Genomic DNA, 21,083 nt, shown 5'->3' on the forward strand with positions numbered 1-21,083 from the left:
GGCGGCGATACGATGAAAGTCAGGGGCGTGCAAATGCCCGTTTCGCGGCGGGCCACCAGCTCAGCCATGCCTCGGTCACCAGCAGCGGCAGCACGAAGCTGAGCCAGCCCCGCGTCGCCGCGCGCATCTCCTCACTCTCGACAAACCCCAGCAGCATGCCGTCCCCCGCCGCCATCATCCGCACCCACACGAACGACAGTGCCAATGCCGTCCCGCGGATCACAAACGCGCGATGCACGTCGAAGCGCCGCCGCCGCGCCGCTTGCCACGCGATGACGCTGAACCCGATCCACACGACCGCGAACAGGCTCAGCGGCACCTGCGTCCCCGGCGTGGTGATCGTCAGCCCCAGATGCAGCGCTATCAGTCCCGCCACCAGCGATGCGGTCAAATACGCCCGCCCCAACCAGCGATGCACAGTCGGACGCTTGATGCGCAATGCAGCCACGAACTGGATCGGCGCGATCAGCAGCAGCGGCACCGCCAGCGCAATATGCGAATAATACCATATGCGTCGGTTGAGCAGCGTCTCCCCGGCGGGCGCATCGCGTTCCGAAACGAATGTTAGTGCCTCAGCCAGAAACCACGCAGCCGCGACACCGGTAACCAGCCAAAAGGCCGCCCATCCCCACGCGCGTGGGCTGGCGATCATTTCGTATCGGCACCCCGGACCCGCGCGGGCAGGCGATAACGCGCATCCTCGATCGCGACCTCGATCGCGTCCTTGTCGATGATCGACACCACCGCCTCGCGCGCGCCGTCCGCCGCCACTACACCGCGCCCGTCGGTGGTCACACGCAGCCGATGGAAGCCGCCCTGCGGATGCCGCACGGTCAGCATCAGCCCGTCCTGCGTCTGCGCGCGCTCGATCGTGCAGTCGGTGGTAAAGGTCGTCGTCCCGCCAATCGCGCACGGGATGCGACCCTCGGCCTCCGCGCGCGCGGCCTCGATCCGTGCCGTCTCGGCCCGATCAGCCTTGGTCTCGACCTTTGGTGCGCCACAGGCGGCAAGCGACAGTATCGCCAACAGCCCCGCCGCTTCAGATATCCGCATAGACATGCGTTTCGGAACTTGCCCCCGGATGCGTCACCGCCCCCTGATAGGCCGGTCCGACATTTTGCGCATAGCGCCACAATGCGCCCGACTGATAGTCATTCGTGCGCGGCTGCCATTTTGCGCGGCGTTCGGCGAGCACATCATCGGCGACCAGCAGGTCGATCGTGCCGAGTTCGGCGTCGATGCGGATCGTGTCGCCATCCTCGACCAGCGCGATCGGCCCGCCGTCCGCCGCCTCCGGCCCGACATGGCCGATGCAGAAACCCCGCGTCGCACCCGAAAACCGCCCATCGGTGATCAGCGCGACCTTCTCGCCCATACCAAGCCCATAGAGCGCAGCGGTGGTCGACAGCATCTCGCGCATCCCCGGCCCGCCCTTCGGCCCTTCATAGCGGATGACGATAACCTCGCCCTCGTTGATCGAGCGTGCCTCGACCGCTGCGAACGTATCTTCCTCGCAATCGAAGCAGCGCGCCGGTCCCTCGAACACTAGTCGACTCATCCCCGCGACCTTCACGATCGCGCCATCGGGTGCGAGTGATCCACGCAAGCCCACAACACCGCCGGTCGGCGTGATCGGTGTCTTCACATCGTAAATGACCTTCTGGTCCGGGTTCCACGTCACCGCGTCGATATTCTCGCCCAGCGTCTTGCCGGTCACGGTCAGACAATTGCCGTCGAGCAGGTCGTTCGCCAGCAGTGTCTTCATCAACATGTAAACGCCCCCCGCGTCATACATATCCTTCGCCACATACTTCCCACCGGGTTTCAAATCGGCCAGGTAAGGCGTTGATTTGAAGACTTCGGCGACATCGAACAGGTCGAACTCGATCCCCGCCTCATGCGCCATCGCGGGCAGATGCAGCGCGCCGTTGGTCGATCCACCGGTCGCCGCAACGATCCGCGCCGCGTTGACGAACGCCTCGCGCGTGCAGATGTCGCGCGGGCGGATGTTGCGCTCCAGCAATTCCATCACCTGATAGCCCGCGGCAACGGCGATTTGCTCACGGCTGCTGTACGGCGCGGGCACCATGTTGCTGTTCGGCAACGACAATCCGATCGCCTCGCCCACGCACGCCATCGTGTTCGCGGTATATTGCCCGCCGCATGCGCCATGACCGGGGCATGCGACCTTTTCCAGCGCATGGACTTCGCTGATCGGGCAATTCCCCGCCGCGAACTTGCCCACGACCTCGAACACATCGACCACAGTGACGTCGCGGTCCTGATAGCGGCCAGGCAGGATCGACCCGCCATAGACGAAGATTGACGGGATGTTCAGCCGCAGCATCGCCATCATCATCCCCGGCAGCGACTTGTCGCACCCGGCAAACCCGACCAGCGCGTCATAGCAATGCCCGCGCACCGACAATTCGACCGAGTCTGCAATGACCTCGCGGCTGACCAGCGAGGATTTCATCCCCTGATGCCCCATCGCGATACCGTCTGTAACCGTGATCGTGTTAAACCGGCGCGGCATGCCGCCATTACTTTCGACGCCCTTGCGCGCAGCGTCGGCCTGGTAATCCAGCGTCGTGTTGCATGGCGCAGAGTCGTTACCCGCACTCGCCAGCGCGACGAACGGGCGCGCGATCTCCTCTTCACTCAACCCCATCGCATAATAATAGCTGCGATGTGGGGCGCGTTCGGGGCCGACGGACACATGGCGCGACGGCAGGCGGGCTTTGTCGAAACGGTTGGTCATGGAAGCGCCTATGTCGCCCCACGCCCCCCTTGCGCAAGGTGATCGCGCACGGCTGATACTATCTTGGCAAGTTTTTCCGCCCAGCGTGCAGCGTCGCCATCGTCGGCGATCAGATCGTTGCGGATTTCGATGCCCAGATAGGGGATTCCGTTCGCCTCGGCATGCCGGTTCATCGTCGCGTTGAGCAGCCGTCCGGAATAGGGCTCATTGTCCCCGGTCACGATGCCCGAGGCGTTGAGCAACTCGATCCCGATCCGCGCCGCCCGCGCATCGCGGTTATAGAGAATGCCGACCTCCCACGGCCGCACCTGACCATCCGCATGTTCCAGTTGCTGCGTAAAGCTGTGGACCGACACCAGCATAGCGGGCGGTCGCGCGCGGATCGCCTCCGCGATCAGGCGATGGTACGGCGCATGAAAGCGCGCGATCCGCTCCCAGCGATCAACGCCGACATTGCCCGGAATGTGATGCCCGTCGCTCATCAGCGGGATCAGCCCCAAACTGTCCGGCTCCCGGTTCAGGTCGATCACAAGCCGCGACACGGTCGCCAGAATGGCAGAGGCGTTCTGCCGCGCGGCCAACCCCTCGGTGACCGCCGCAGCGCCGATGTCGATGGCGATATGCTTGTCGAGCAACGCTGGATTGACCTCCAGCTCGATGTCCTCCGGCACGGCATTGGACGCATGATCGCACAGGATCAGCACATTGCCCGTACCGTCGATGACTCGTGCCACGCTCATCGCGCGCCACCCAGAAACGCTTCCAGCCGCTCGGCAAATGCCTCCGACGCGAACGCATCGTCGAACGTCCGGTCATGCCCTTCCGCCGCTGGATCACGCAGTACGCATTTCAGCGCGCGAACAGCCTCGGGCACATTTTCTGCGATCCCGTGCGCCAACGCCCACGCCACGCTCAACGCATGCTCGATACGTCGCTGCGCCAGTCCAATGCGAAATGCGGCATCTGCATTCACGGGCGCGCCGCCAAACAGCATCATCGCCGCATTGGCATGTCCTATACGGGCAGCCAGTCGGGCCACATCTGCGGCAGGATATGACAGACCCAGCTTGGCCGGTGTCGTTGCGAACACCGCCTGATCCCCCGCCACGACGATATCGCACGCCAGCGTCAGCGCCACCGCCGCGCCGAAACACCCGCCATCCACCGCCGCGATCACCGGCATCGGCAGTGCCGCCACACCCTCGATCCCTGCCGCCATCGCCTCCCGAAAACGCCGTCTCATCGCCGGATCGGCGACCAGTTGGCGAAACTCGTTCAGATCAGCCCCAGCCGAGAAAATCCCGTCCATCGCCGATCGCAGGACCACCGCCCGCGCATCCGACCCCGCGATTTCTCCAGCGGCGACAGCAAGCGCCTCCCACCCCGCTATCGGAATGGCATTGCGCGCCGAACCCCTGTCGATCGTCAGGATCGCGATATGGTCTTGAAGCGCCCAGCCGATCATAGCTGACGGCCAAAGCGGGGATGGCGCCCGCTCGCCTGAAGCGGCGAAAACGGGGGCCATCCACGGACGTTTCGCTCCCGGCGCATGATCCGCATGGGAAACACCGCAAGGTTCGGGCCAACGGCGGAAAACCGCCGATCACGCTCATCGACGTCCGTACCGAGTCCCGAAACAGAACAAAAAACTGTCACGACAGCACCGTTTCGAGACACCACCATCCCGGCTGAGCGGCCCGTATGGCCATAGCCGCAACATCCCGCGTGGTCGCGTTATCGAACAATGCAAAGCATGTCGCGCCCGACCCCGACATCCGCGCCAGCCTCGCACCGCGCTGAGCCGCCAGCATTGCCAGCACCTCCCCAATCACCGGCGCAATCGCGAGCGCAGGCGGCTCAAGATCGTTGCGCCCAGCTTGCGCCACCGCCAGCACATCGCCCTCGATCAATGGCCCACGATCCACGCCATCCCAGCCCGCAAACACCGGCCCTGTCGCGACCGCCACACCCGGATTGACCAGCAAAACGGCTGTCCCAGCCGCCCCGGCAACCGGCGTTAGCAACTCGCCCCGCCCCCGCCCGATTGCCGTTCCCCCGTACAGACACGCCGGAACATCAGACCCCAGCCCATCGGCCACCGCAAACAACCACGCATCGTCCAGCGCCACCCCATGCCAGCGCGCCAGCAACCGCAACGTCGCCGCCGCATCCGCCGATCCCCCGCCCAGCCCCGACGCCACCGGCAGCCGCTTGGTCAGCGTGATCCGCCCGGGCACCGTCAGCCCGAAAACCTCAACAAACCGCGCCGCCGCCCGCGTTACCAGATTGTCGCCCTCGCCCGACAGCGCGCCGGCAAACGGCCCCTCGACCGCAAACCCCTCGCCCTCGTCCGACAGCGTCACCGTGTCGCCATCCGCCACGAACGCGAACAGCGTTTCCAGTTCGTGATAGCCGTCATCCCGCCGCCGCCGCACATGCAGCGCCAGGTTCAGTTTCGCACGCGCCTGTTCGGTGACGATCAGTTTGCCGCAACCCGTTGCGCCAGCCCATCGGCCAGCTTGCCCGACAGCCGCGTCTTCTGCTCACCCTCGGCATAGAGTGCCGCCGCGCGCCACGCATAGCGAGCCTCATACCGCCGACCCGCCCTCCAATAGGCATCGCCCAGATGTTCGTTGATCGTGGCACTACCGGGCTCGCCCTGCGCCGCCTTTTCCAGCAGCGGCAGTGCCCGGGCGACATCACCGCGCCGGAAATAGGCCCAGGCCAGCGAATCGGTGATCGCTGCATCGTCGGGCCTGAGCGCGCTCGCCCGCTCCAGCAACGCCTGCGCCGCGTCCAGATTCTCGCCACGCTCGACCTGCGCATAGCCCAGATAGTTGAGCGCGACCGGCTGTTCCGGTGCCAGTTCCACCGCCTTGAGTAAATGCGGCAATGCCGCATCCCACTGCCCCGCCCGCTCCAGCGCGCCGCCCAGTTGCAGGTAATTGACCCAGCTCGCCCCGGCCCCCGCCTGTGTCAGCGCGTCGGCATAGACTTTCGCCGCCTCGGCCTCTCGCCCCGCCGTGTCGAGCATATCGGCATAACGCTGGCGATCCGCGACCGTCGCGTCCGGCGAACCCGCCAGCGTCGCGGCCAGTGTCAGCGCGCCCGCCGGATCGCCCTGCTTGCGCCGCAAGTCGATCCGCTCACCCAGCGCGGCGGCATAAAAGGGGCTTTCCTTCGTGACCCCGTCCAGCACCGCCGACGCGCGGTCATATGCCTGTTCACCCGCCAATGCCGCCGCCAGCAACAGCCGCGCACGATCATCCGCCGGATCGAGCAGCAATGCCGAGCGCGCGAGCAGGATCGACAGCGACTGCGTCTCCTGTTCGGCCAGGTCGCTCGCCAGCCGTGTCAGCGTACGGCTGACCCCGAACGCCGCGCCCGGCTTCGGTCCGCGCTTCAGGCGTTCCCGCAGCCCCGTCATCACCGGATCGTCGCCTGACAGCAGCGACAACCCGATGTTGCGCTTGCCCTTCGCCGCCAGCAAGGTTGCGGCGTTCCAGCGCAAATCGACGCTGCCCGGGTCCGCACTCACCGCCACATGCAGTGCCGATACCCCCTCGTCCGTGCGGTTCGAAGCGATCAGCAACAGCGCACGATGCTCGGCGATATAGCGGCGACTGAGCGCACTCTCCGTGGAGGCGTCGAGCGGCGCAAACGGGTCCTCCCCGCGATCATAGGCCAGCCAGGCACGCAGGATCGGCGTCAGAAAATCGAGCGGTCCCGCACCGATCCGCCCGACCGCGTCATCCGCCGCCGTCCGATCGCGGCTGCGCAACGCATCGGCGAACATCAGGATCGACACATCCGGCGGCGCGACCCCCGATCGCGTCAGCACCCCTGCGGCCCGTTTCGCCAGCACCAGATCGCCCGCCGCGAGCGCATTGCGATACGCACGGATCGCAACCACTTCGTCGTCCGGCGCGGTCGCCATCACCACGGCATAACCCGCTGCGGCAACCCCCACTTCGCCATCCGCCGCCGCCGCCCGGGCCCGGACATAGGCCCGCGCATCGGCCAGCGCCGTCTGTGGCATCATCACCGCCAGCGCGACCAGCGGCAGGACAAACCTCTTACATGTTGGGATAATTCGGTCCTCCGCCGCCCTCCGGGACGACCCAGTTGATGTTTTGCGTCGGGTCCTTGATGTCACAGGTCTTGCAGTGAACGCAATTCTGCGCGTTGATCACGAATTTGGGCTCGCCCACATCCTCGCCCACGATCTCGTAAACGCCCGCCGGACAATAACGCTGCGCGGGCTCGTCGTACATCGGGAGGTCGTACTCGACCGGAATGTCGGGGTCTTTCAGCGTCAGATGGACCGGCTGGTCCTCCTCGTGATTGGTGTTCGAGATGAACACCGACGACAGTCGGTCGAACGTCAGCACGCCGTCGGGCTTGGGATAGTCGATCGGTTTGACCAGATCCTTTCGCCACAGGCTTTCATGGTCCGGATGATGCTTCAGCGTGAACGGCATCTTCACGCCCCAGCTTTCCAGCCACATCGTCACGTTCGCCAGCCCCGACCCGACCAGATCGCCGAATTTCTTGACCAAAGGCACGACGTTACGGACGATGCTCAGCTCCTTATAAACCCAGCTCGCCTCGAATGCCTCCGGATAGGCCGTCAGCTCATCCGATGTGCGATCCGCCTGCACCGCCGCAAAGGCCGCTTCCGCCGCCAGCATGCCGCTCTTCATCGCGGTGTGCGTGCCCTTGATCCGCGGTACGTTCAGGAACCCGGCGCTGTCACCGATCAGCGCGCCACCAGGGAACACCAGCTTCGGAATCGACTGCAAACCGCCATCGCTGATCGCCCGCGCGCCATAGCTGACCCGCTTGCCGCCCTTCAGGATTTCCGCGATCGCCGGATGCGTCTTCCAGCGCTGCATTTCCTGAAACGGCGACAGATACGGGTTGGTGTAATTCAACCATGTCACGAACCCGAGCGCGACCTGCCCGTTCGCCTGATGATAGAGGAACCCGCCGCCATTCGACCCGGCGGTCTCGTTCAATGGCCAGCCCTGCGTATGGATCACCCGCCCCGGCTGATGCAATCCAGGATCGATATCCCACAATTCCTTGACGCCCAGGCCATAGACTTGCGGGTCCGAATCCTTCGCCAGGTCGAACTGACGGATCAGCTGCTTGGTCAGATGCCCGCGCACGCCCTCGCCAAAGAAGGTGTAGCGCGCATGCAGTTCCAGCCCCGGCTGGTAATCATGCTTGTGCGTCCCGTCGCGCGCCACGCCCATGTCGCCGGTCGCGACACCCTTGACCGACCCATCCTCATTGAACAGGATTTCGGCGGCGGCGAAGCCGGGGAAAATCTCGACCCCCAGCCCTTCGGCCTGCTCTGCCAGCCAACGGCACAGACTGCCCAGGCTGCCGGTATAGGTGCCCTTGTTGTGCATGAAGCCCGGCGTAATGAAATGCGGCACGCCGATCTTGCCGGCCTTGCTCAGCATCCAATGCTGGTTGTCCGTCACCGGCACTTCGGCCAGCGGACAGCCGCTGTCGCGCCAATCGGGCAACAATTCGTCGAGCGATTTCGGATCGATTACCGCGCCCGACAGGATGTGCGCGCCGACCTCGGACCCTTTTTCCAGGACGCATACGCCGATCTCGCTGCCCGCTTCGGCGGCCAGCTGTTTCAGCCGGATCGCCGCCGACAGGCCCGCTGGCCCGGCACCGACGATCACCACGTCGTAAGGCATCGACTCGCGTTCGCTCACTTCCCGTCTCCTCCGGGGACACTCTCGTCGCATAACCATCGCGCGCGCGGGGCGTCCTGTCCTTCCCCCGATGGAGGGAAGTTGACGGTGGCGTCAAGCCGTGACTCTATGTGATTTATGGGCATAGAGGGGGCAATGGACTGGCGCGAAGCCACGATTAGCGCACTGGATTGGTGGCAGGAGGCTGGCGTCGACACGCTGGTCGATGAATTGCCGCGTGACTGGAGCGCCCGCGAAGCCGCGTCCGCCGTCCCCGGTGCAGTCCCTCCACCACCGCTGGTCGAAGTCGAAGCCCCTCTCCCCGTGACGCTGGAGGCCTTCGTCGATTGGCGTTTCGGCGGCCATGCACCCGAATCCAGCTGGGGCGAGCCGATCCTGCTACCGATGGGCAACCCCGCCGCACCGCTGATGGTGATGACCGACCTGCCCGAGCCCACCGATGCGGAGGCGGCGTCGCTGCTCACCGGCCCCTCGGGCCGGTTGCTCGACCGCATCCTCGCGGCGATCTGCTACAGCCGCGACAGCGTCTATCTAACCTCGCTCTGCGCCGCGCGCCCGGTCACCGGACAGGTGCCGCGCGATGCGGAGCCGCGACTGGCCGAACTCGCCCGCCACCACATCGCGCTCACTGCCCCCAAACAGCTGCTATTGCTGGGTCAGACGGTGAGCCGTGCCATTCTCGGGGCCGAATCCGCAAGCGGCCGTGAACGTTTGCACAAGGTTAACTATGAAGGCGGACAATCGGCAGCGGTCACGGTCCGGCATCCCCGGTTCCTGATCGACAAGCCTGCGGCGAAAGCCGACGCCTGGAAAAATCTGCAGTTGCTTATCGGGGGGCAAGACACGTGAAGTTGCCGATTATCCTGGCCGCCCTGGCCCTCACCCTGCCGGTCGTCGCGCAGGCGGATGACCGCCCGAGCGGCTTTGACAAGCGCGCCGCCGACGGCATCCCGGCCCAGCTCGATGCCGCCCAGCGTACCGGCTACCGCACCGTTTTCGCCGCGATCCGCGCGCAGAAATGGACTGACGCCCAGATCGCGCTCGATTCAATGCGCCCCGGCCCGCTCCACGCGCTCGCCCGCGCCGAACTCTATCTGGCGAAGGGTTCGCCCCGCACCGAATTGCCACAGCTGATGGCTGTGCTCGCCGAAGCCCCCGAACTGCCACAGGGCGAACAGCTAGCCCGCCTCGCCAAGACGCGCGGCGCGACCGAACTCCCGCTCCTCCCCGCCGCACAGCGCCTGATCTGGCATGATGCCGCCCCGACCCGCGTGCGCGCCCGCTCGATTCGTTCCGACACTGCCGCCGCCGAAATCGCCACCGCAATGCAGCCGTTGATCAAGGTCGATGACGCCAGCACCGCCGAAACATTGGTCGAATCCCGCTCCGCCGACCTCACCAGCGAAGCGCTGACCGAATGGCGTCAGCGCGTCGCATGGATGTATTACACGCTTGGTCGCGACAGCGATGCCCGTCGTGTCGCCGCCCGCGCGCAGACCGGCACCGGCGATTTCGCCCCGCTTGCGGATTGGGTTCAGGGTCTCGCCGCATGGCGGCAAAAGGATTGCGCCGCCGCGCAAATCGCATTCGCCTCCGTCGCCCAGCGCGCGGTCGATACCGAGAAGCGCTCGGCCGGCCTTTACTGGGCCTCGCGCGCCGACATGGCATGCGGTCGCCCCGATCTGGTAGGTCAGCGGCTCAAGGTCGCTGCGCTGCACGGTGAGACCTTCTACGGCATGCTCGCGCGACAGGCGCTGGGCCTCAAGGACATTCCCACCCGCGCCGAACGCTTCGTCGCCGCCGATTGGCGCGCGCTCGAACGCCGCCCCAATGTCCGCGTTGCCGCCGCCTTGGCCGAAATCGACGAGGATACGCTTGCGGCCGACGTTATCCGGCAACAGGCGAAGATCGGCGACGCGCGCGAACACGCCTCGCTCACGCGTCTTGCAGGTCGCCTCGGCCTCCCCTCGACTCAGCTTTGGCTAACGCACAATTGTCCGGCGGGCACGATGCCGCTTAGCGAAGCCCGTTACCCGACGCCGGACTGGACGCCAGATGGCGGCTGGCGAGTCGATAAATCCTTGGTGTTCGCCCACACGCTTCAGGAATCGAAGTTCAATCCGACAATACAAAGCCCCGCTGGCGCATACGGCCTGATGCAGATCATGCCCGCCGCCGCCACCGATATTGGCCGCAAACAGGGCCGCACGATCGTACGCGGCGACCTCTCGCGCCCCTCCACCAACATGGAGGTAGGCCAGTCCTATATCGAGCAGCTGCGAGATCAGCCCTTTACCGGCGGTCTGCTGCCCAAGGTGATCGCGGCGTACAATGCCGGCCCCACCCCGGTCACCAACTGGAACGTCCAGATCCGCGACAATGGCGACCCGCTGCTCTACATCGAGAGCATCCCATACTGGGAGACGCGCGGTTACGTCATGACCGTGCTGCGCAACTACTGGATGTACGAAAAGAAAGACGGCCGTGACGGCACCAGTCGCGCCGCATTGACTCAGGGGCTGTGGCCGCGCGTGCCCGGCACCACTGGTGCGACCTCGGTCCGCTTGCAAGCATCGGCCTCCGGTCCGGCCAGTGTCATCCGTGCCAATTGATGAAAGCATCGCGTTCCGCCCGGTGCGGATCGCGGTGCTTACCGTATCCGATACGCGCACGCTGGCTGACGACCGCTCCGGCGATACGCTGGTCGATCGCCTGACGGCGGCAGGCCATATACTGGCCGATCGCGCCATCGTGACCGACGACCCGGACCAGATCGTCGGCAAGCTTCATGCGTGGGTCGACGATGACGAGATCGACTGCATCATCACCACTGGCGGCACTGGCGTTACCGGCCGCGACGTGACGCCGGAAGCGCTGGAGCGCGTCGCCGACAAGATGATCCCCGGCTTCGGCGAGCTGTTCCGCTGGCTCAGCTACGCCAAGATCGGCACCTCGACGATACAGTCGCGTGCCACCGCCTGTGTCACGCGCGGCACCTATATCTTCGCGCTCCCCGGATCGACCGGCGCGGTGAAGGACGGCTGGGACGACATTCTCGCCACGCAACTCGATATCCGGCACCGCCCGTGCAATTTCGTCGAGTTGATGCCCCGACTTCAGGAATAGCGACTCATCCGCACCATACCAGCGCCGCGCCTAATGCGACGTCCACCCCGATCCGGCTCCACAGCCACCAGCCGCCAGCCAGCACCGCCGCCAGTGCGATAAGGCCCAGCGCCTTCACGCTTCCGCCGTCCGCAAGCGCACCACCGGCCGCTCCGAAATCGGCAAATGCAGCGCCGCCGCCGCGAACGCCAGCACCACCGACGCCACCCACACGCTATCGTAACTGCCGGTCCGATCGAACATCAGCCCCGCGCTCCATGCGCCGAAGAAACTGCCGACCTGATGGCTCAGAAACACGATGCCATAAAGCGTGGACAAGTACCGGATGCCGAAAATCTGCCCGATCAGCCCGCTCGTCAACGGCACCGTCCCCAGCCACAGCAATCCCATCGTCGCGGCAAAGACCAGTGCGGTGACCGGCGTCAGCGGTAGCACCAGGAACACGATCATCGCCACCCCGCGTGCGGCATAGAGCCCCGACAACAACCGCGTCTTGCTCCACCGGTCCGCACCCATGCCCAACAGATACGACCCGAAGATATTGAACAGCCCGACCAGCGCCAGCGCCGTCGCGCCGATGCTTAGGCCCAGCCCCATGTCCGACAGATAGGCCGGGAAATGCGTCGCCAGAAACGCGATGTGAAATCCGCAGACGAAGAAGCCGGCGTTGAGCAGCCAGAATCCGCGATGCGCCGCGGCCTCGCCAAGCGCCTCGCGCATCGACTGCGCAGGTCCTGCGGCCACCGCGGCCTGCGGCTTGCCCGCTACGCCGACTGCCAGCACCAGCATCACCGCCACGATCCCGGCCAACGCGATCAGTGCCATCCGCCAGCCCAGTTCGGCGATGAACAGCTGCCCCACCGGCACCAGCAGAAATTGCCCCAGCGATCCGCCCGCCGTGACGATGCCGAACGCCATCCCGCGTTTTGCCTCCGGCACCACCCGCCCGACCGCGCCCAGCACGGTGACGAACGTCGTCGCCGACATCGACATGCCCACCAGCAGCCCGAACGACACATAGAGCCCGAAAGCGCCCGCCGCGAACGATGCGCCGATCAGCCCGGCGACATAGAGGACCGTCCCTGCTGCCACGATCCGCCCCGCGCCATATTTGTCACCCAGCGCGCCGACGAATGGCTGTGCGAACCCGAACAACAAATTCTGCATCGCCAGCGCCAGCCCGAACTCGCTCCGTCCTATGCCCAGATCGGTGCTCATATCGGGCAGGAACAGACCGAACGACTGCCGCACGCCCATCGCAATCGTGACGATCGCGGCGGCCGCGAAGATGACAATCGAAGCGCGCTTCACGGGCGTAATTCCTCCATACGGGCAAGCAGAGTGTGGAGCGTTTCCAAATCACCGCCCATGCGCGCATGAACGCTCGCCTGCGCTTTTTCCCACAGCGGCGTGGCTCGCTTGATCGCGGCCTTGCCCGTATCACTCAGCCGAACGATGCGCGCGCGGGCATCGGTGCCGCTTCCCGACACCACAAATCCCAGATCTTCGAGTGGACGCAGCAGCCGGTTGAGCGTGGAGCGATCATAACAGGCCGCCTCGCCAAGTCCCGTCAAAGACGTTGCGCCAATTCGATCAAGCGTCCGCAGAATGGCAAATTGGGTCGTGCTGAGACCCGCGGGTAAAAGCGCTTCGTCGTAAAGCGTCGCCGCCACTCGCGTCGCACGGCGAAGGCGTGAACAAGTGCAAGAGGCAGGTGTCATAAAGCGTGCATATACACGCTTATCGATAAGTCGCAACCCGTGCCTCATAGCGATTGTTCTTTATTTGTTCTATCGTTGCGCCTAGCCTGTGACATGGCCAAGACTCGCTCAGTTCGCGGCGCCACCAACAACACCGACAGCACGCGCTTCAATGTACCGCAGCGCGAAGCCGATGGCGATTGGCTGGACGAGCGCGAAACAATTGACGGCGACCTGCCTCCATTGCGCACCACCGTCACGGTCGAAAAACCCCGCACGATCCTGACCCGCAACCAGTCCCCGGACATCGCCTTCGACCGCTCGGTAAATCCTTATCGCGGGTGCGAGCATGGCTGCATCTACTGCTTTGCCCGGCCCAGCCACGCCTATCTCGACCTCTCCCCCGGCCTCGATTTCGAGACGCGCCTGTTCGCCAAGCGCGACGCCCCGGTCCTTCTGCGCCAAGCCCTCTCAAAACGCGGCTATAGCTGCCAGCCGATTGCGTTCGGTACCAACACCGACCCCTATCAACCGATCGAACGCGAATGGCGGATCACGCGCGGCTGTATCGAGGTGCTGGCCGCGTGCGACCACCCGATCACAATCACCACCAAGTCCGACCGCGTCACCCGCGACATCGATCTGCTTGGGCCCATGGCGGCGAAGGGCCTTGCCGCCGTGATGATCTCGGTCACCTCGCTCGACCCGAAAATCGCCATGACCGTCGAGCCCCGCGCGCCGCATCCCGAACGCCGCCTTGCCGCCGTCGCCAAATTGCGCGCGGCGGGCATCCCGACCTATGTCTCGCTCTCCCCCGTCATCCCCGCGATCACCGATCACGAGCTGGAACACATCATGCAACGCGCGGCGGAGGCAGGGGCTATGGGCGCATTCTTCCTGCCTGTCCGATTGCCTCACGAGGTTGCGCCGCTGTTCCGCGCCTGGCTCGACACCCACTTCCCCGATCGCGCGGCAAAGGTGATGGCGACGATCCAGTCGATCCGTGGCGGCCGGGACAATGATCCCAACTTCCACACGCGCTTTCGCGGACAGGGACCCTGGGCGGACCTGCTTCACACGCGCTTCAAGATCGCGGCGAAGCGTTACGGCCTCGACAGCGCCTATATTCCACTGCGCCGCGATCTGTTCCGCCCGCCTGCCGGGCCGCAGGGCGAGTTGTTTTAGAACCCGATCCGCCCACCCCCGCACGGCTTCGCCGCGACCTCGTCCCGCAGCCGCTCAACGATCCACGCGGCATCACCCCCGCTAAAGCGCAGCTGCCGCTTTACCACCGCGAAATCCCCCGGCGTCAGCCCGGCAATTTCCGCCAGCCCCGCCGGTGCCGTCATGCCAAAGAACCGCTCGAACGCCCGCACCGCCCGCGTCGGCGACAGCGCGCCAAGGTCGAGCTTGAACACGAACCGCCGCAACGCCGCCGGATCGAGTCGCCCGGCATGATTGGTCGCGGCCACGAACGGCAACGGATGCCGATCGAGCCAGGTCAGCAATTCGTTCACCTGCGTCACTTCCCAGCTCGCCTTCGCGGTGCTGCGATCGAACAGGATCGAATCCGCCTCGTCGAACAACAGCACGCCCTCGCGCCGCTCCGCCTCACGAAAGGCGTCGGCGATATTCTCCTCGGTCCCGCCCACCCATTTAGACAACAGGTCGGACGCGCGCTTGACGATCAGCGGCCGGTCGAGCGTGCGCGCCAGATGCCCCGCCAGCCCGGTTTTGCCAGTCCCCGGCGGTCCGGTCAGCAACAGCGAAACGTCCGCCGCCGCCCCCGACGCGGTGATCGCGGCGAACAGCGCCGGAATATCGCGGTCGGCCTCGAACAGGTCGAGATCGATTGGGTCTTCCTGCGCCCGCACTGGCTCTCCGCGACGCAGCGCCCCGACCAGCGACGCCGCCACCCGTGCGACATCCTCGCCGCCTTCGCCCAACCGTCCCGCGCGCGCCGCCACCCGCATGACACTCGCCGTCTCCGACGCGACACCCGCAAGCGAGCGCACCGATTCCGGGATCGCGACACCCTCTTCGCCCGCAATCCGGTCGATCATCGCCGCCGCCGCCCGCGCCGACGGCGGGTCGAGCCGCAATACGAAGCTCATTCGCCGCAGGATCGCCGGATCGATATTGCCGACCGCATTGGTGGTCCAGATCACCGGCACGGGGTTGGTTTCGATCATGCGGTTGACCCACAATTTCGACCCCTGCCGCCCTTTCATCCAGTCGCCGTCGGACGGTCCGGCATCGCCGATCATGTCTTCCATCTCGTCAAACAACAGCGCCGCCTGGCCACGCGTGGCCAGCATCCGTTGCGCCAGCCGCAGTGCGGTCACGCGATCCCAGCGGGTCGGTTCGTCGCCATCCTCATCCGCCTCGCCGACGCTGTAGAGCGCCGCAGCCGCATCGCCCGCCAGCGTCCGCGCAAGCTCGGTCTTGCCGGTTCCGGGCGGCCCGTGAATCAGGATATTGACCCCTTCCGCCCGCCCCGCGACAGCGCCGCGCAGCAATCGGACGAGGAATCCCAGATCGTCCTGCTGCCCGCCGAAATCGCCCAGCGCGATCCGCGCCTGCTGACGCGGACCGACCACGATCTCCAGCAATTCGTCGCCCGAACTGCCAGGGCGATCGAGCAACCGCTCCAGCGTCCAGCCGATCTCGATCTCGACACCGCCGCCGCGCCGGTCGTGCAGCCGGACCAGGCCCAGCCGCACCGGCTGGCACCGCCGAATCGCATGCGGATCGACGCCCGCAATCTCCGCCAGCATCGCCGCCAGATCGCGCTCCTGATCGAGCAACAGCCGCGACAGGCCGCGCGCGCGCGGACAACGCTCCATCGCGACCGCCGCTATCAGCACGCGCGCGTCCACTTTGCCCAGGCACAGTGCCTCGGCCAGCCGCGCCGTAACCTCAAGCGGGCGCGACTCCACATCTGCCCGCTCATCGACGACCGCCATCGCGGCGCGCAGCTCGCGCCAGTTCAGCCGCTCGGCACGCTTGCCCAGCAGCCATTTCGCATTTGGCCGCGCCCAACCGAGCACGGCCTTCGCCAATGGCGAGGTGCCGGGCGTGTCCCGGCCGATCCGCAGCAATATCGCGCGGACCACATCATGTTCGTCCAACATACCCATCCCTGCCCGCCGGACGGCACGCAGATGCATGCAGTGGTGCGGGACTTGTCCAATTTGTTCTGGGATTTTCGCGGAGGTGCCTTCACCCGCCGCAGCGCTTGGGCAGGCGCTTTACGGAAGGGTGCTGACGGTCCCGGGGTTCATCCCCAACAGGAAATAACGGTCCAGCAATTCACGTCTCCAATGGCTCCGGGCTTGGCCGCGAGCGGCTGGCCGATTAGCCGAATCGTTCCGCTTGCGCAAGACCGGCACATTGCGAACCCATCCAGCATCGGCGATGACAGAATAAAGCGGAACACTGCGACACGATCAACCTTCTGGTGGCGGCAGGTCGCGGTCTATGGTGTCCTGCTCGCGCTCGGCACGGCGCTGTTGCAATTGCTCGACTATCGCTGGCTGGCGCGGGCGCATTCGACCGAACTCTACCTGCTGATCGTCGCCGGAGCGTTTCTCGCGCTTGGATTGGTCATCGGCGCGCGGGTGCTGGGATCGTCTCCCCTCGCCCGGTCTGCGCGTAATCCCGCCGCTCAAGCCACGCTCGGCATCAGTGAGCGTGAGATGGCCGTGCTCCGCGAGATCGCCGCGGGCCACAGCAACAAGCAGATCGCCCGCAACCTCGGCATCTCGCCCAACACCGTCAAAACCCATATCGCCCGGCTGTTCGAGAAACTGGGCGCCAGCCGTCGCACCGACGCGCTCGCCCGTGCCCGCGAGCTTGGTCTGATCGGGTGATTTTCCAGAAATCACCTTTTTGGGCGATTGCCGACCTTCGATCCCACCGCTCTGTTCACCGCATCGATCAACAGGGGAAATCGCATGCTTAGAACCATTTTGACCTACGGCCTGATTGCAGGCGTCGTCGTCGGCACGCCGCTGTTCCTGATGGGCACGCTGATGGCCGACAACCCGCCGACGGGCGCGATCGGCATGGCGATTGGCTATCTGACGATGCTGATCGCGCTCAGCGCCGTGTTCGTCGGGGTGAAAAGGTGGCGGGATCACGAACTGGGCGGGGTAATCCGCTTCCTGCCCGCCTTCGGACTTGGCCTAGCCATCTCGGTCGTCGCGGGCTTGGTCTATGTGCTGGTGTGGGAGGGTGTTCTCGCGGTCAATAGTGGCAACTTCATCGCCGACATGAGCGCACGGATGATCGAGGAGCGCCGCGTCGCCGGGGCCAGCGCTGCCGACCTCGCCGCGCTTCAGGCGCAGATGGCGAGCATGCAGACGCTCTACGCCAACCCGTTCGCCCGCCTCGCCATTACTTTCAGCGAGATTTTTCCGGTTGGTCTGCTGGTCTCGCTGCTCTCCGCAGCGCTCCTTCGCAACCCGCGCTTTCTGCGGCTCCCGATCAACGCTGACGACACTTCATCAGAGGCTGAATCCGTGTCCCGAACGCCTCCACCCCCTCGATGAAGTCGTCGAACGTCAACAACACGCCGCCCGTGTTCGGCACCTCCGACATCTCGTCCAGCATCCGCGCAACGCTCTCATAGCTGCCGACCAGCGTCCCCATATTGATGTTCACCGCCCCCTCCGGCGCGGCGAGCTGGCGGACATTGGTGGTGGCATTATGCTTGTCCGCCGCGCCCTGATCTTTGAGCCACGCGATCGCGTCGATATCGACGCCATCATTATACGATTTCCACTTCGCCATCGCCGCTTCGTCGGTCTCGTCGGCGATAATCATGACCAGCACGAAAACCTTCACGTCGCGGCCCGTCTTGGCGGTCGCCTCGGCCAGCCGTTCGTTGTTGAAGGCGAACGCGGTCGGCGTATTCACGCCCTTGCCCAGGCAAAAGGCATAGTCGGCCCATTTTGCGGAGAAGGCGAGCCCCTCGTCCGACGATCCCGCACAGATGATCTTCATGTCGCCTCCGGGCTTCGGACGGACGAGGCAATCGTCCATCTCGTAATAATCGCCCTTGAAGTCGCTTCGCCCGGTTTCCCACAGTTCACGCAAGATGCCCGCATATTCGTCCAGCATCTTGTAACGATTCCGGAAATGCTCGTCGCCGGGCCACAATCCCATCTGGCTATATTCGGGCCGCTGCCATCCCGTGATGAGGTTCAGCCCGAAGCGGCCATGACTGATCGAATCGATCGTATTGCACATTCGCGCGGCAAAGGCGGGCGGAATGACCAGCGTGGGACAGGTGGCATAGATCTTGATCTTCTCGGTCACCGCGGCCAGCCCCGCCATCAGCGTGAAGCTTTCCAGCCCGTACTCCCAGAACTCGGTCTTGCCCCCGAAACCGCGCAGCTTGATCATCGACAACAGGAAATCGAGGCCGTGCTTTTCGGCACTCTGGGCGATCTGTTTATTGAGATCGAACGACGGCATGTACTGCGGCGCGTTCTCGCTGATGAGCCAGCCATTGTTGTTGATGGGGACAAAAACGCCGACTTCCATGGCCTTAGCTCCTCAGAAATTCGAGAATGATGCGGTTGAACAGCGCGGGATCGGTAACGTTACAGGCATGACCGCCCCGCGGCATATTTTCGAGCGAGCACGAACCCAGTTCGTGGTGCAACCGGCCACCCGCCGACGCCGGGACCAGCATGTCATCGGCGGCGACCAGCACCAGTACACGGTCCCCCAACTCGGAAAGTTTCCCCCGCGCGTCGAATCCGGCGAGTGCGGCAATCCGCTTCTCCATCGTTTCGCGGCCCGGAAACGCCGCGATCTGGTGAGGCAGTTCGGCATCGAGTTCGGCGCTGTTCGCGCTGATCCAGTCGGCGGGATAGAGAAAGATCGGCTGTGCGCGCAGAAAAGCCTCCACACCCGAATGCCGCAACAGGTTCAACCGCGCCTCGAAACAGCGCAGAAAATGCGGGTCCGCGCTCGCCCACCCATTGACCACCACGAGCTTGTCGAGCCGTTCCGGAGCCTTGATTCCCAGCGCCAGCCCCGCGACGCCACCTGCGGCATGTCCGACGATGCCGGCGCGATCCCAGCCCAGCGCATCCATCAGGCCAAGCATATCGTCTGCGAGGTCGTCGACGGTGACCGCATCCGGCAACGCCCGGTCGCTGCGCCCGGTCCCGCGATGATCGTACGCCAGCACGCAATGCCCAGCGGCCAGCGCTTCCAGATTGAGCTGCCAATAGCTCGCCGACCCACCCAGCCCCGACGACAGAATCAGGGGCGGCCCGTCCGACGGACCATGAAGCTCAAAATAGATTCCCGCCGCATGCGGCAAAACGCGATCTCCCCCCAGCGAGAGGCGAGCATAAGAGAGCGTACGTTGTTGTCCAGTTGCACCCGGTTATCATGGGGCATGAGCAATCAAGTGCATGCAGCGATCGAGGCTCTGCTCGACGCCATCGAAGCGGACAATAAAGACCGCATCGAATATGAACCCGCAGTCACGCGCGCGGCGACGCGTGACGTGCTAGGTGCGATCGCATGGCTCTATGGTGCGCGAAACGGATCGGCGGCGAGCATCTACGCCGCCGATTCGCTTCAGAACGCGACCAAGGCGATCACATGGTAGTCAGCCGATATGCGCGATCGATGCAATCTCGATCAGGCAATCGGCCTTGACCAGATCGGTCTTGATGCAAAACCGCGCAGGTTTCGCGCCGGGGAAATACTCGGCATAGACGATGTTGAACGCGGCATAATCGGCATAGTCCTTCAGGAAGATATGGTTCATCGCCACATCCTCCAGCGTCGCCCCGCCCGCCTCCAGCGTCGTCTTGATCACCTCCAGCACGTGCCGCGTCTGGGCCGCCGCGTCACCGACATGCAGCACCACCCCGCCTTCGCCCAGCGCGAGCACGCCGGACACGTAAACGGTGTTACCCGCCTTGGATCCTGCCGAATAGGGCGCGATCGGCGTCGGGAATTGCGGCGGGTTGATCGGCTCGAAGGGCATTATTTACTCCTGTGGACGCTGGCCGAAACTGCCGCAGAAATCGGCAGTCGTCGAAACCCAGCCAAAGAATTTCTCGATATTATAGACGCTCGCCGCCTGCATTTCTGGCGGCCCCAGATGGTGCGTCGCATCCTCCAGCATCACCCCGAAATATTCCAGGTGAAATCCGTCGCGCAGCGTGCTCTCGACACAGACATTGGTGGCGATGCCGACGAATATGATCGTCCGAATGCCGCGCGATCGCAGCACGCTGTCCAGTTGCGAGTTGAAGAAGGCGGAATAGCGCGTCTTGCCGATGACGATGTCCTGCGGCTGCGGTTTCAGCGCATCGACCAGATCATAATCCCACCCGCCGCGCGCGAGCAACTTACCCGCCAGATCCGGCCGCTTGCGCATCGTCTTCAGCGCGTTGGACTTGTGCCAGTTCGGCGACCCCGGCCCGCCTGCCTCGACATAATCGGCGTCCCAGCCATTTTGCAGATACACGACCTGCACGCCCGCGCCGCGCGCCGTATCCAGCACCTGCGCGATCTTGCCGATCACCCCCGCCGCGCCCGAAATGTCGAACCCCGCCTGATCCACATAACCGCCGGACGAGGCATAGGCATTCTGCATATCGATGACGACGACGGCCGTTTCGGCAGGATCGATCCGCAACGCCTCGGGCCGCGCGCTCAGCGTCACCCCCGGTCCATTCGTCGCCGCACCGATATTCAGGGGTTCGCGTTGCTCCATGCCCG

At 64.9% G+C, this 21,083-nt stretch carries 22 protein-coding genes; 7 read left to right on the plus strand and 15 right to left on the minus strand.

Translation table 11 applies throughout. The features are described 5' to 3' along the window. Nucleotides 1-19: 19 nt before the first annotated feature. From U1702_RS05780 to U1702_RS05815, 8 genes are all read right to left on the minus strand, one after another. Complete coding sequence (locus U1702_RS05780; protein ID WP_332722864.1) at nt 20-652, minus strand: DUF2306 domain-containing protein; 633 nt, start codon at nt 650-652, stop codon at nt 20-22. Then, nucleotides 649-1,053, minus strand: a complete 405-nt coding sequence (locus U1702_RS05785; RefSeq protein WP_332722865.1) for a hypothetical protein — start codon at nt 1,051-1,053, stop codon at nt 649-651. The genes U1702_RS05780 and U1702_RS05785 overlap by 4 nt, the downstream gene beginning before the upstream one ends. Continuing rightward, a complete protein-coding gene (gene ilvD, locus U1702_RS05790; RefSeq protein ID WP_332722867.1) occupies nt 1,040-2,761 on the minus strand; it encodes a dihydroxy-acid dehydratase in 1,722 nt (573 codons plus the stop codon). Before ilvD ends, U1702_RS05785 begins: the two co-directional genes overlap by 14 nt. A gap of 8 nt (nt 2,762-2,769) precedes the next feature. Beyond that, the gene (locus tag U1702_RS05795) at nt 2,770-3,501 is read right to left on the minus strand and encodes an N-formylglutamate amidohydrolase (protein WP_332722869.1); all 732 of its coding nucleotides are present in this window, start codon (nt 3,499-3,501) and stop codon (nt 2,770-2,772) included. Further along, nucleotides 3,498-4,226, minus strand: a complete 729-nt coding sequence (locus tag U1702_RS05800; protein WP_332722871.1) for an enoyl-CoA hydratase/isomerase family protein — start codon at nt 4,224-4,226, stop codon at nt 3,498-3,500. Before U1702_RS05800 ends, U1702_RS05795 begins: the two co-directional genes overlap by 4 nt. A gap of 187 nt (nt 4,227-4,413) precedes the next feature. Then, nucleotides 4,414-5,241, minus strand: coding sequence for a 4-(cytidine 5'-diphospho)-2-C-methyl-D-erythritol kinase (locus tag U1702_RS05805; RefSeq protein ID WP_332724589.1), 828 nt, complete (start codon nt 5,239-5,241; stop codon nt 4,414-4,416). After that, entirely contained in the window at nt 5,241-6,803 is a 1,563-nt protein-coding gene (locus U1702_RS05810) for a tetratricopeptide repeat protein (protein ID WP_332722873.1), read from the minus strand. The genes U1702_RS05805 and U1702_RS05810 overlap by 1 nt, the downstream gene beginning before the upstream one ends. Before the next feature lie 34 nt (nt 6,804-6,837). Further along, entirely contained in the window at nt 6,838-8,499 is a 1,662-nt protein-coding gene (locus U1702_RS05815; RefSeq protein ID WP_332722874.1) for an electron transfer flavoprotein-ubiquinone oxidoreductase, read from the minus strand. A 135-nt stretch (nt 8,500-8,634) separates the two neighbouring features. Here U1702_RS05815 and U1702_RS05820 point away from each other — a divergent pair, with 135 nt between their 5' ends. Genes U1702_RS05820 through moaB form a run of 3 tightly spaced genes read left to right on the plus strand, consistent with a single transcriptional unit; the run spans nt 8,635 to nt 11,625 of the window. Beyond that, nucleotides 8,635-9,348, plus strand: coding sequence for a uracil-DNA glycosylase family protein (locus U1702_RS05820; RefSeq protein ID WP_332722876.1), 714 nt, complete (start codon nt 8,635-8,637; stop codon nt 9,346-9,348). Further along, complete coding sequence (locus U1702_RS05825; protein WP_332722878.1) at nt 9,345-11,111, plus strand: lytic transglycosylase domain-containing protein; 1,767 nt, start codon at nt 9,345-9,347, stop codon at nt 11,109-11,111. Before U1702_RS05820 ends, U1702_RS05825 begins: the two co-directional genes overlap by 4 nt. Further along, nucleotides 11,101-11,625: a molybdenum cofactor biosynthesis protein B gene (moaB, locus tag U1702_RS05830; protein WP_332722880.1), complete on the plus strand. Its 525-nt coding sequence runs from the start codon at nt 11,101-11,103 to the stop codon at nt 11,623-11,625. The genes U1702_RS05825 and moaB overlap by 11 nt, the downstream gene beginning before the upstream one ends. 114 nt (nt 11,626-11,739) lie before the next feature. Here the strand turns inward: moaB and U1702_RS05835 are convergent, their stop codons facing one another. After that, the gene (locus U1702_RS05835) at nt 11,740-12,936 is read right to left on the minus strand and encodes an MFS transporter (RefSeq protein ID WP_332722882.1); all 1,197 of its coding nucleotides are present in this window, start codon (nt 12,934-12,936) and stop codon (nt 11,740-11,742) included. Continuing rightward, nucleotides 12,933-13,298 (minus strand): MarR family winged helix-turn-helix transcriptional regulator, encoded by a 366-nt coding sequence (locus U1702_RS05840; protein ID WP_332722884.1) that lies wholly within the window; start codon nt 13,296-13,298, stop codon nt 12,933-12,935. Before U1702_RS05840 ends, U1702_RS05835 begins: the two co-directional genes overlap by 4 nt. Nucleotides 13,299-13,439: 141 nt before the next feature. Here U1702_RS05840 and U1702_RS05845 point away from each other — a divergent pair, with 141 nt between their 5' ends. After that, complete coding sequence (locus U1702_RS05845) at nt 13,440-14,510, plus strand: PA0069 family radical SAM protein (RefSeq protein ID WP_332722886.1); 1,071 nt, start codon at nt 13,440-13,442, stop codon at nt 14,508-14,510. Here U1702_RS05845 and U1702_RS05850 read toward each other — a convergent pair. Beyond that, complete coding sequence (locus U1702_RS05850; protein WP_332722888.1) at nt 14,507-16,459, minus strand: AAA family ATPase; 1,953 nt, start codon at nt 16,457-16,459, stop codon at nt 14,507-14,509. The two genes, U1702_RS05845 and U1702_RS05850, sit on opposite strands and share 4 nt — an antisense overlap. Before the next feature lie 201 nt (nt 16,460-16,660). Here U1702_RS05850 and U1702_RS05855 point away from each other — a divergent pair, with 201 nt between their 5' ends. Further along, nucleotides 16,661-17,197, plus strand: coding sequence for a helix-turn-helix transcriptional regulator (locus U1702_RS05855; protein WP_332722890.1), 537 nt, complete (start codon nt 16,661-16,663; stop codon nt 17,195-17,197). A gap of 84 nt (nt 17,198-17,281) precedes the next feature. Continuing rightward, the gene (locus U1702_RS05860; RefSeq protein ID WP_332722892.1) at nt 17,282-17,878 is read left to right on the plus strand and encodes a DUF4199 domain-containing protein; all 597 of its coding nucleotides are present in this window, start codon (nt 17,282-17,284) and stop codon (nt 17,876-17,878) included. Here U1702_RS05860 and rutA read toward each other — a convergent pair. Beyond that, a complete protein-coding gene (rutA, locus tag U1702_RS05865; RefSeq protein ID WP_332722894.1) occupies nt 17,814-18,875 on the minus strand; it encodes a pyrimidine utilization protein A in 1,062 nt (353 codons plus the stop codon). The two genes, U1702_RS05860 and rutA, sit on opposite strands and share 65 nt — an antisense overlap. 4 nt (nt 18,876-18,879) lie before the next feature. Next, on the minus strand, nt 18,880-19,665 hold the full coding sequence (gene rutD / locus U1702_RS05870) for a pyrimidine utilization protein D (RefSeq protein ID WP_332722895.1): 786 nt from the start codon (nt 19,663-19,665) through the stop codon (nt 18,880-18,882). Between the two features lie 78 nt (nt 19,666-19,743). Here rutD and U1702_RS05875 point away from each other — a divergent pair, with 78 nt between their 5' ends. Next, the gene (locus U1702_RS05875) at nt 19,744-19,959 is read left to right on the plus strand and encodes a hypothetical protein (RefSeq protein WP_332722897.1); all 216 of its coding nucleotides are present in this window, start codon (nt 19,744-19,746) and stop codon (nt 19,957-19,959) included. On the opposite strand, the gene rutC is transcribed toward U1702_RS05875, so the two are convergent. Both rutC and rutB read right to left on the minus strand, forming a co-directional pair. Continuing rightward, nucleotides 19,960-20,343 (minus strand): pyrimidine utilization protein C, encoded by a 384-nt coding sequence (gene rutC, locus U1702_RS05880; protein WP_332722899.1) that lies wholly within the window; start codon nt 20,341-20,343, stop codon nt 19,960-19,962. It abuts the gene before it with no gap. A gap of 3 nt (nt 20,344-20,346) precedes the next feature. Continuing rightward, nucleotides 20,347-21,078: a pyrimidine utilization protein B gene (gene rutB, locus U1702_RS05885; protein ID WP_332722901.1), complete on the minus strand. Its 732-nt coding sequence runs from the start codon at nt 21,076-21,078 to the stop codon at nt 20,347-20,349. Nucleotides 21,079-21,083: the final 5 nt, after the last annotated feature.

Source organism: Sphingomonas sp. LT1P40, from assembly GCF_036663835.1.
GTDB lineage: Bacteria > Pseudomonadota > Alphaproteobacteria > Sphingomonadales > Sphingomonadaceae > Sphingomonas.

Coding starts and splice junctions, on each gene's coding strand:
- rutC (WP_332722899.1), bottom strand. CDS start 20,343: ATGCCCTTCGAGCCGATCAACCCGCCGCAATTCCCGACGCCGATCGCG.
- U1702_RS05795 (WP_332722869.1), bottom strand. CDS start 3,501: ATGAGCGTGGCACGAGTCATCGACGGTACGGGCAATGTGCTGATCCTG.
- U1702_RS05860 (WP_332722892.1), top strand. CDS start 17,282: ATGCTTAGAACCATTTTGACCTACGGCCTGATTGCAGGCGTCGTCGTC.
- U1702_RS05800 (WP_332722871.1), bottom strand. CDS start 4,226: ATGATCGGCTGGGCGCTTCAAGACCATATCGCGATCCTGACGATCGAC.
- ilvD (WP_332722867.1), bottom strand. CDS start 2,761: ATGACCAACCGTTTCGACAAAGCCCGCCTGCCGTCGCGCCATGTGTCC.
- rutB (WP_332722901.1), bottom strand. CDS start 21,078: ATGGAGCAACGCGAACCCCTGAATATCGGTGCGGCGACGAATGGACCG.
- U1702_RS05845 (WP_332722886.1), top strand. CDS start 13,440: ATGGCCAAGACTCGCTCAGTTCGCGGCGCCACCAACAACACCGACAGC.
- U1702_RS05850 (WP_332722888.1), bottom strand. CDS start 16,459: ATGTTGGACGAACATGATGTGGTCCGCGCGATATTGCTGCGGATCGGC.
- U1702_RS05780 (WP_332722864.1), bottom strand. CDS start 652: ATGATCGCCAGCCCACGCGCGTGGGGATGGGCGGCCTTTTGGCTGGTT.
- U1702_RS05820 (WP_332722876.1), top strand. CDS start 8,635: ATGGACTGGCGCGAAGCCACGATTAGCGCACTGGATTGGTGGCAGGAG.
- U1702_RS05875 (WP_332722897.1), top strand. CDS start 19,744: ATGAGCAATCAAGTGCATGCAGCGATCGAGGCTCTGCTCGACGCCATC.
- rutA (WP_332722894.1), bottom strand. CDS start 18,875: ATGGAAGTCGGCGTTTTTGTCCCCATCAACAACAATGGCTGGCTCATC.
- U1702_RS05785 (WP_332722865.1), bottom strand. CDS start 1,053: ATGCGGATATCTGAAGCGGCGGGGCTGTTGGCGATACTGTCGCTTGCC.
- U1702_RS05810 (WP_332722873.1), bottom strand. CDS start 6,803: ATGATGCCACAGACGGCGCTGGCCGATGCGCGGGCCTATGTCCGGGCC.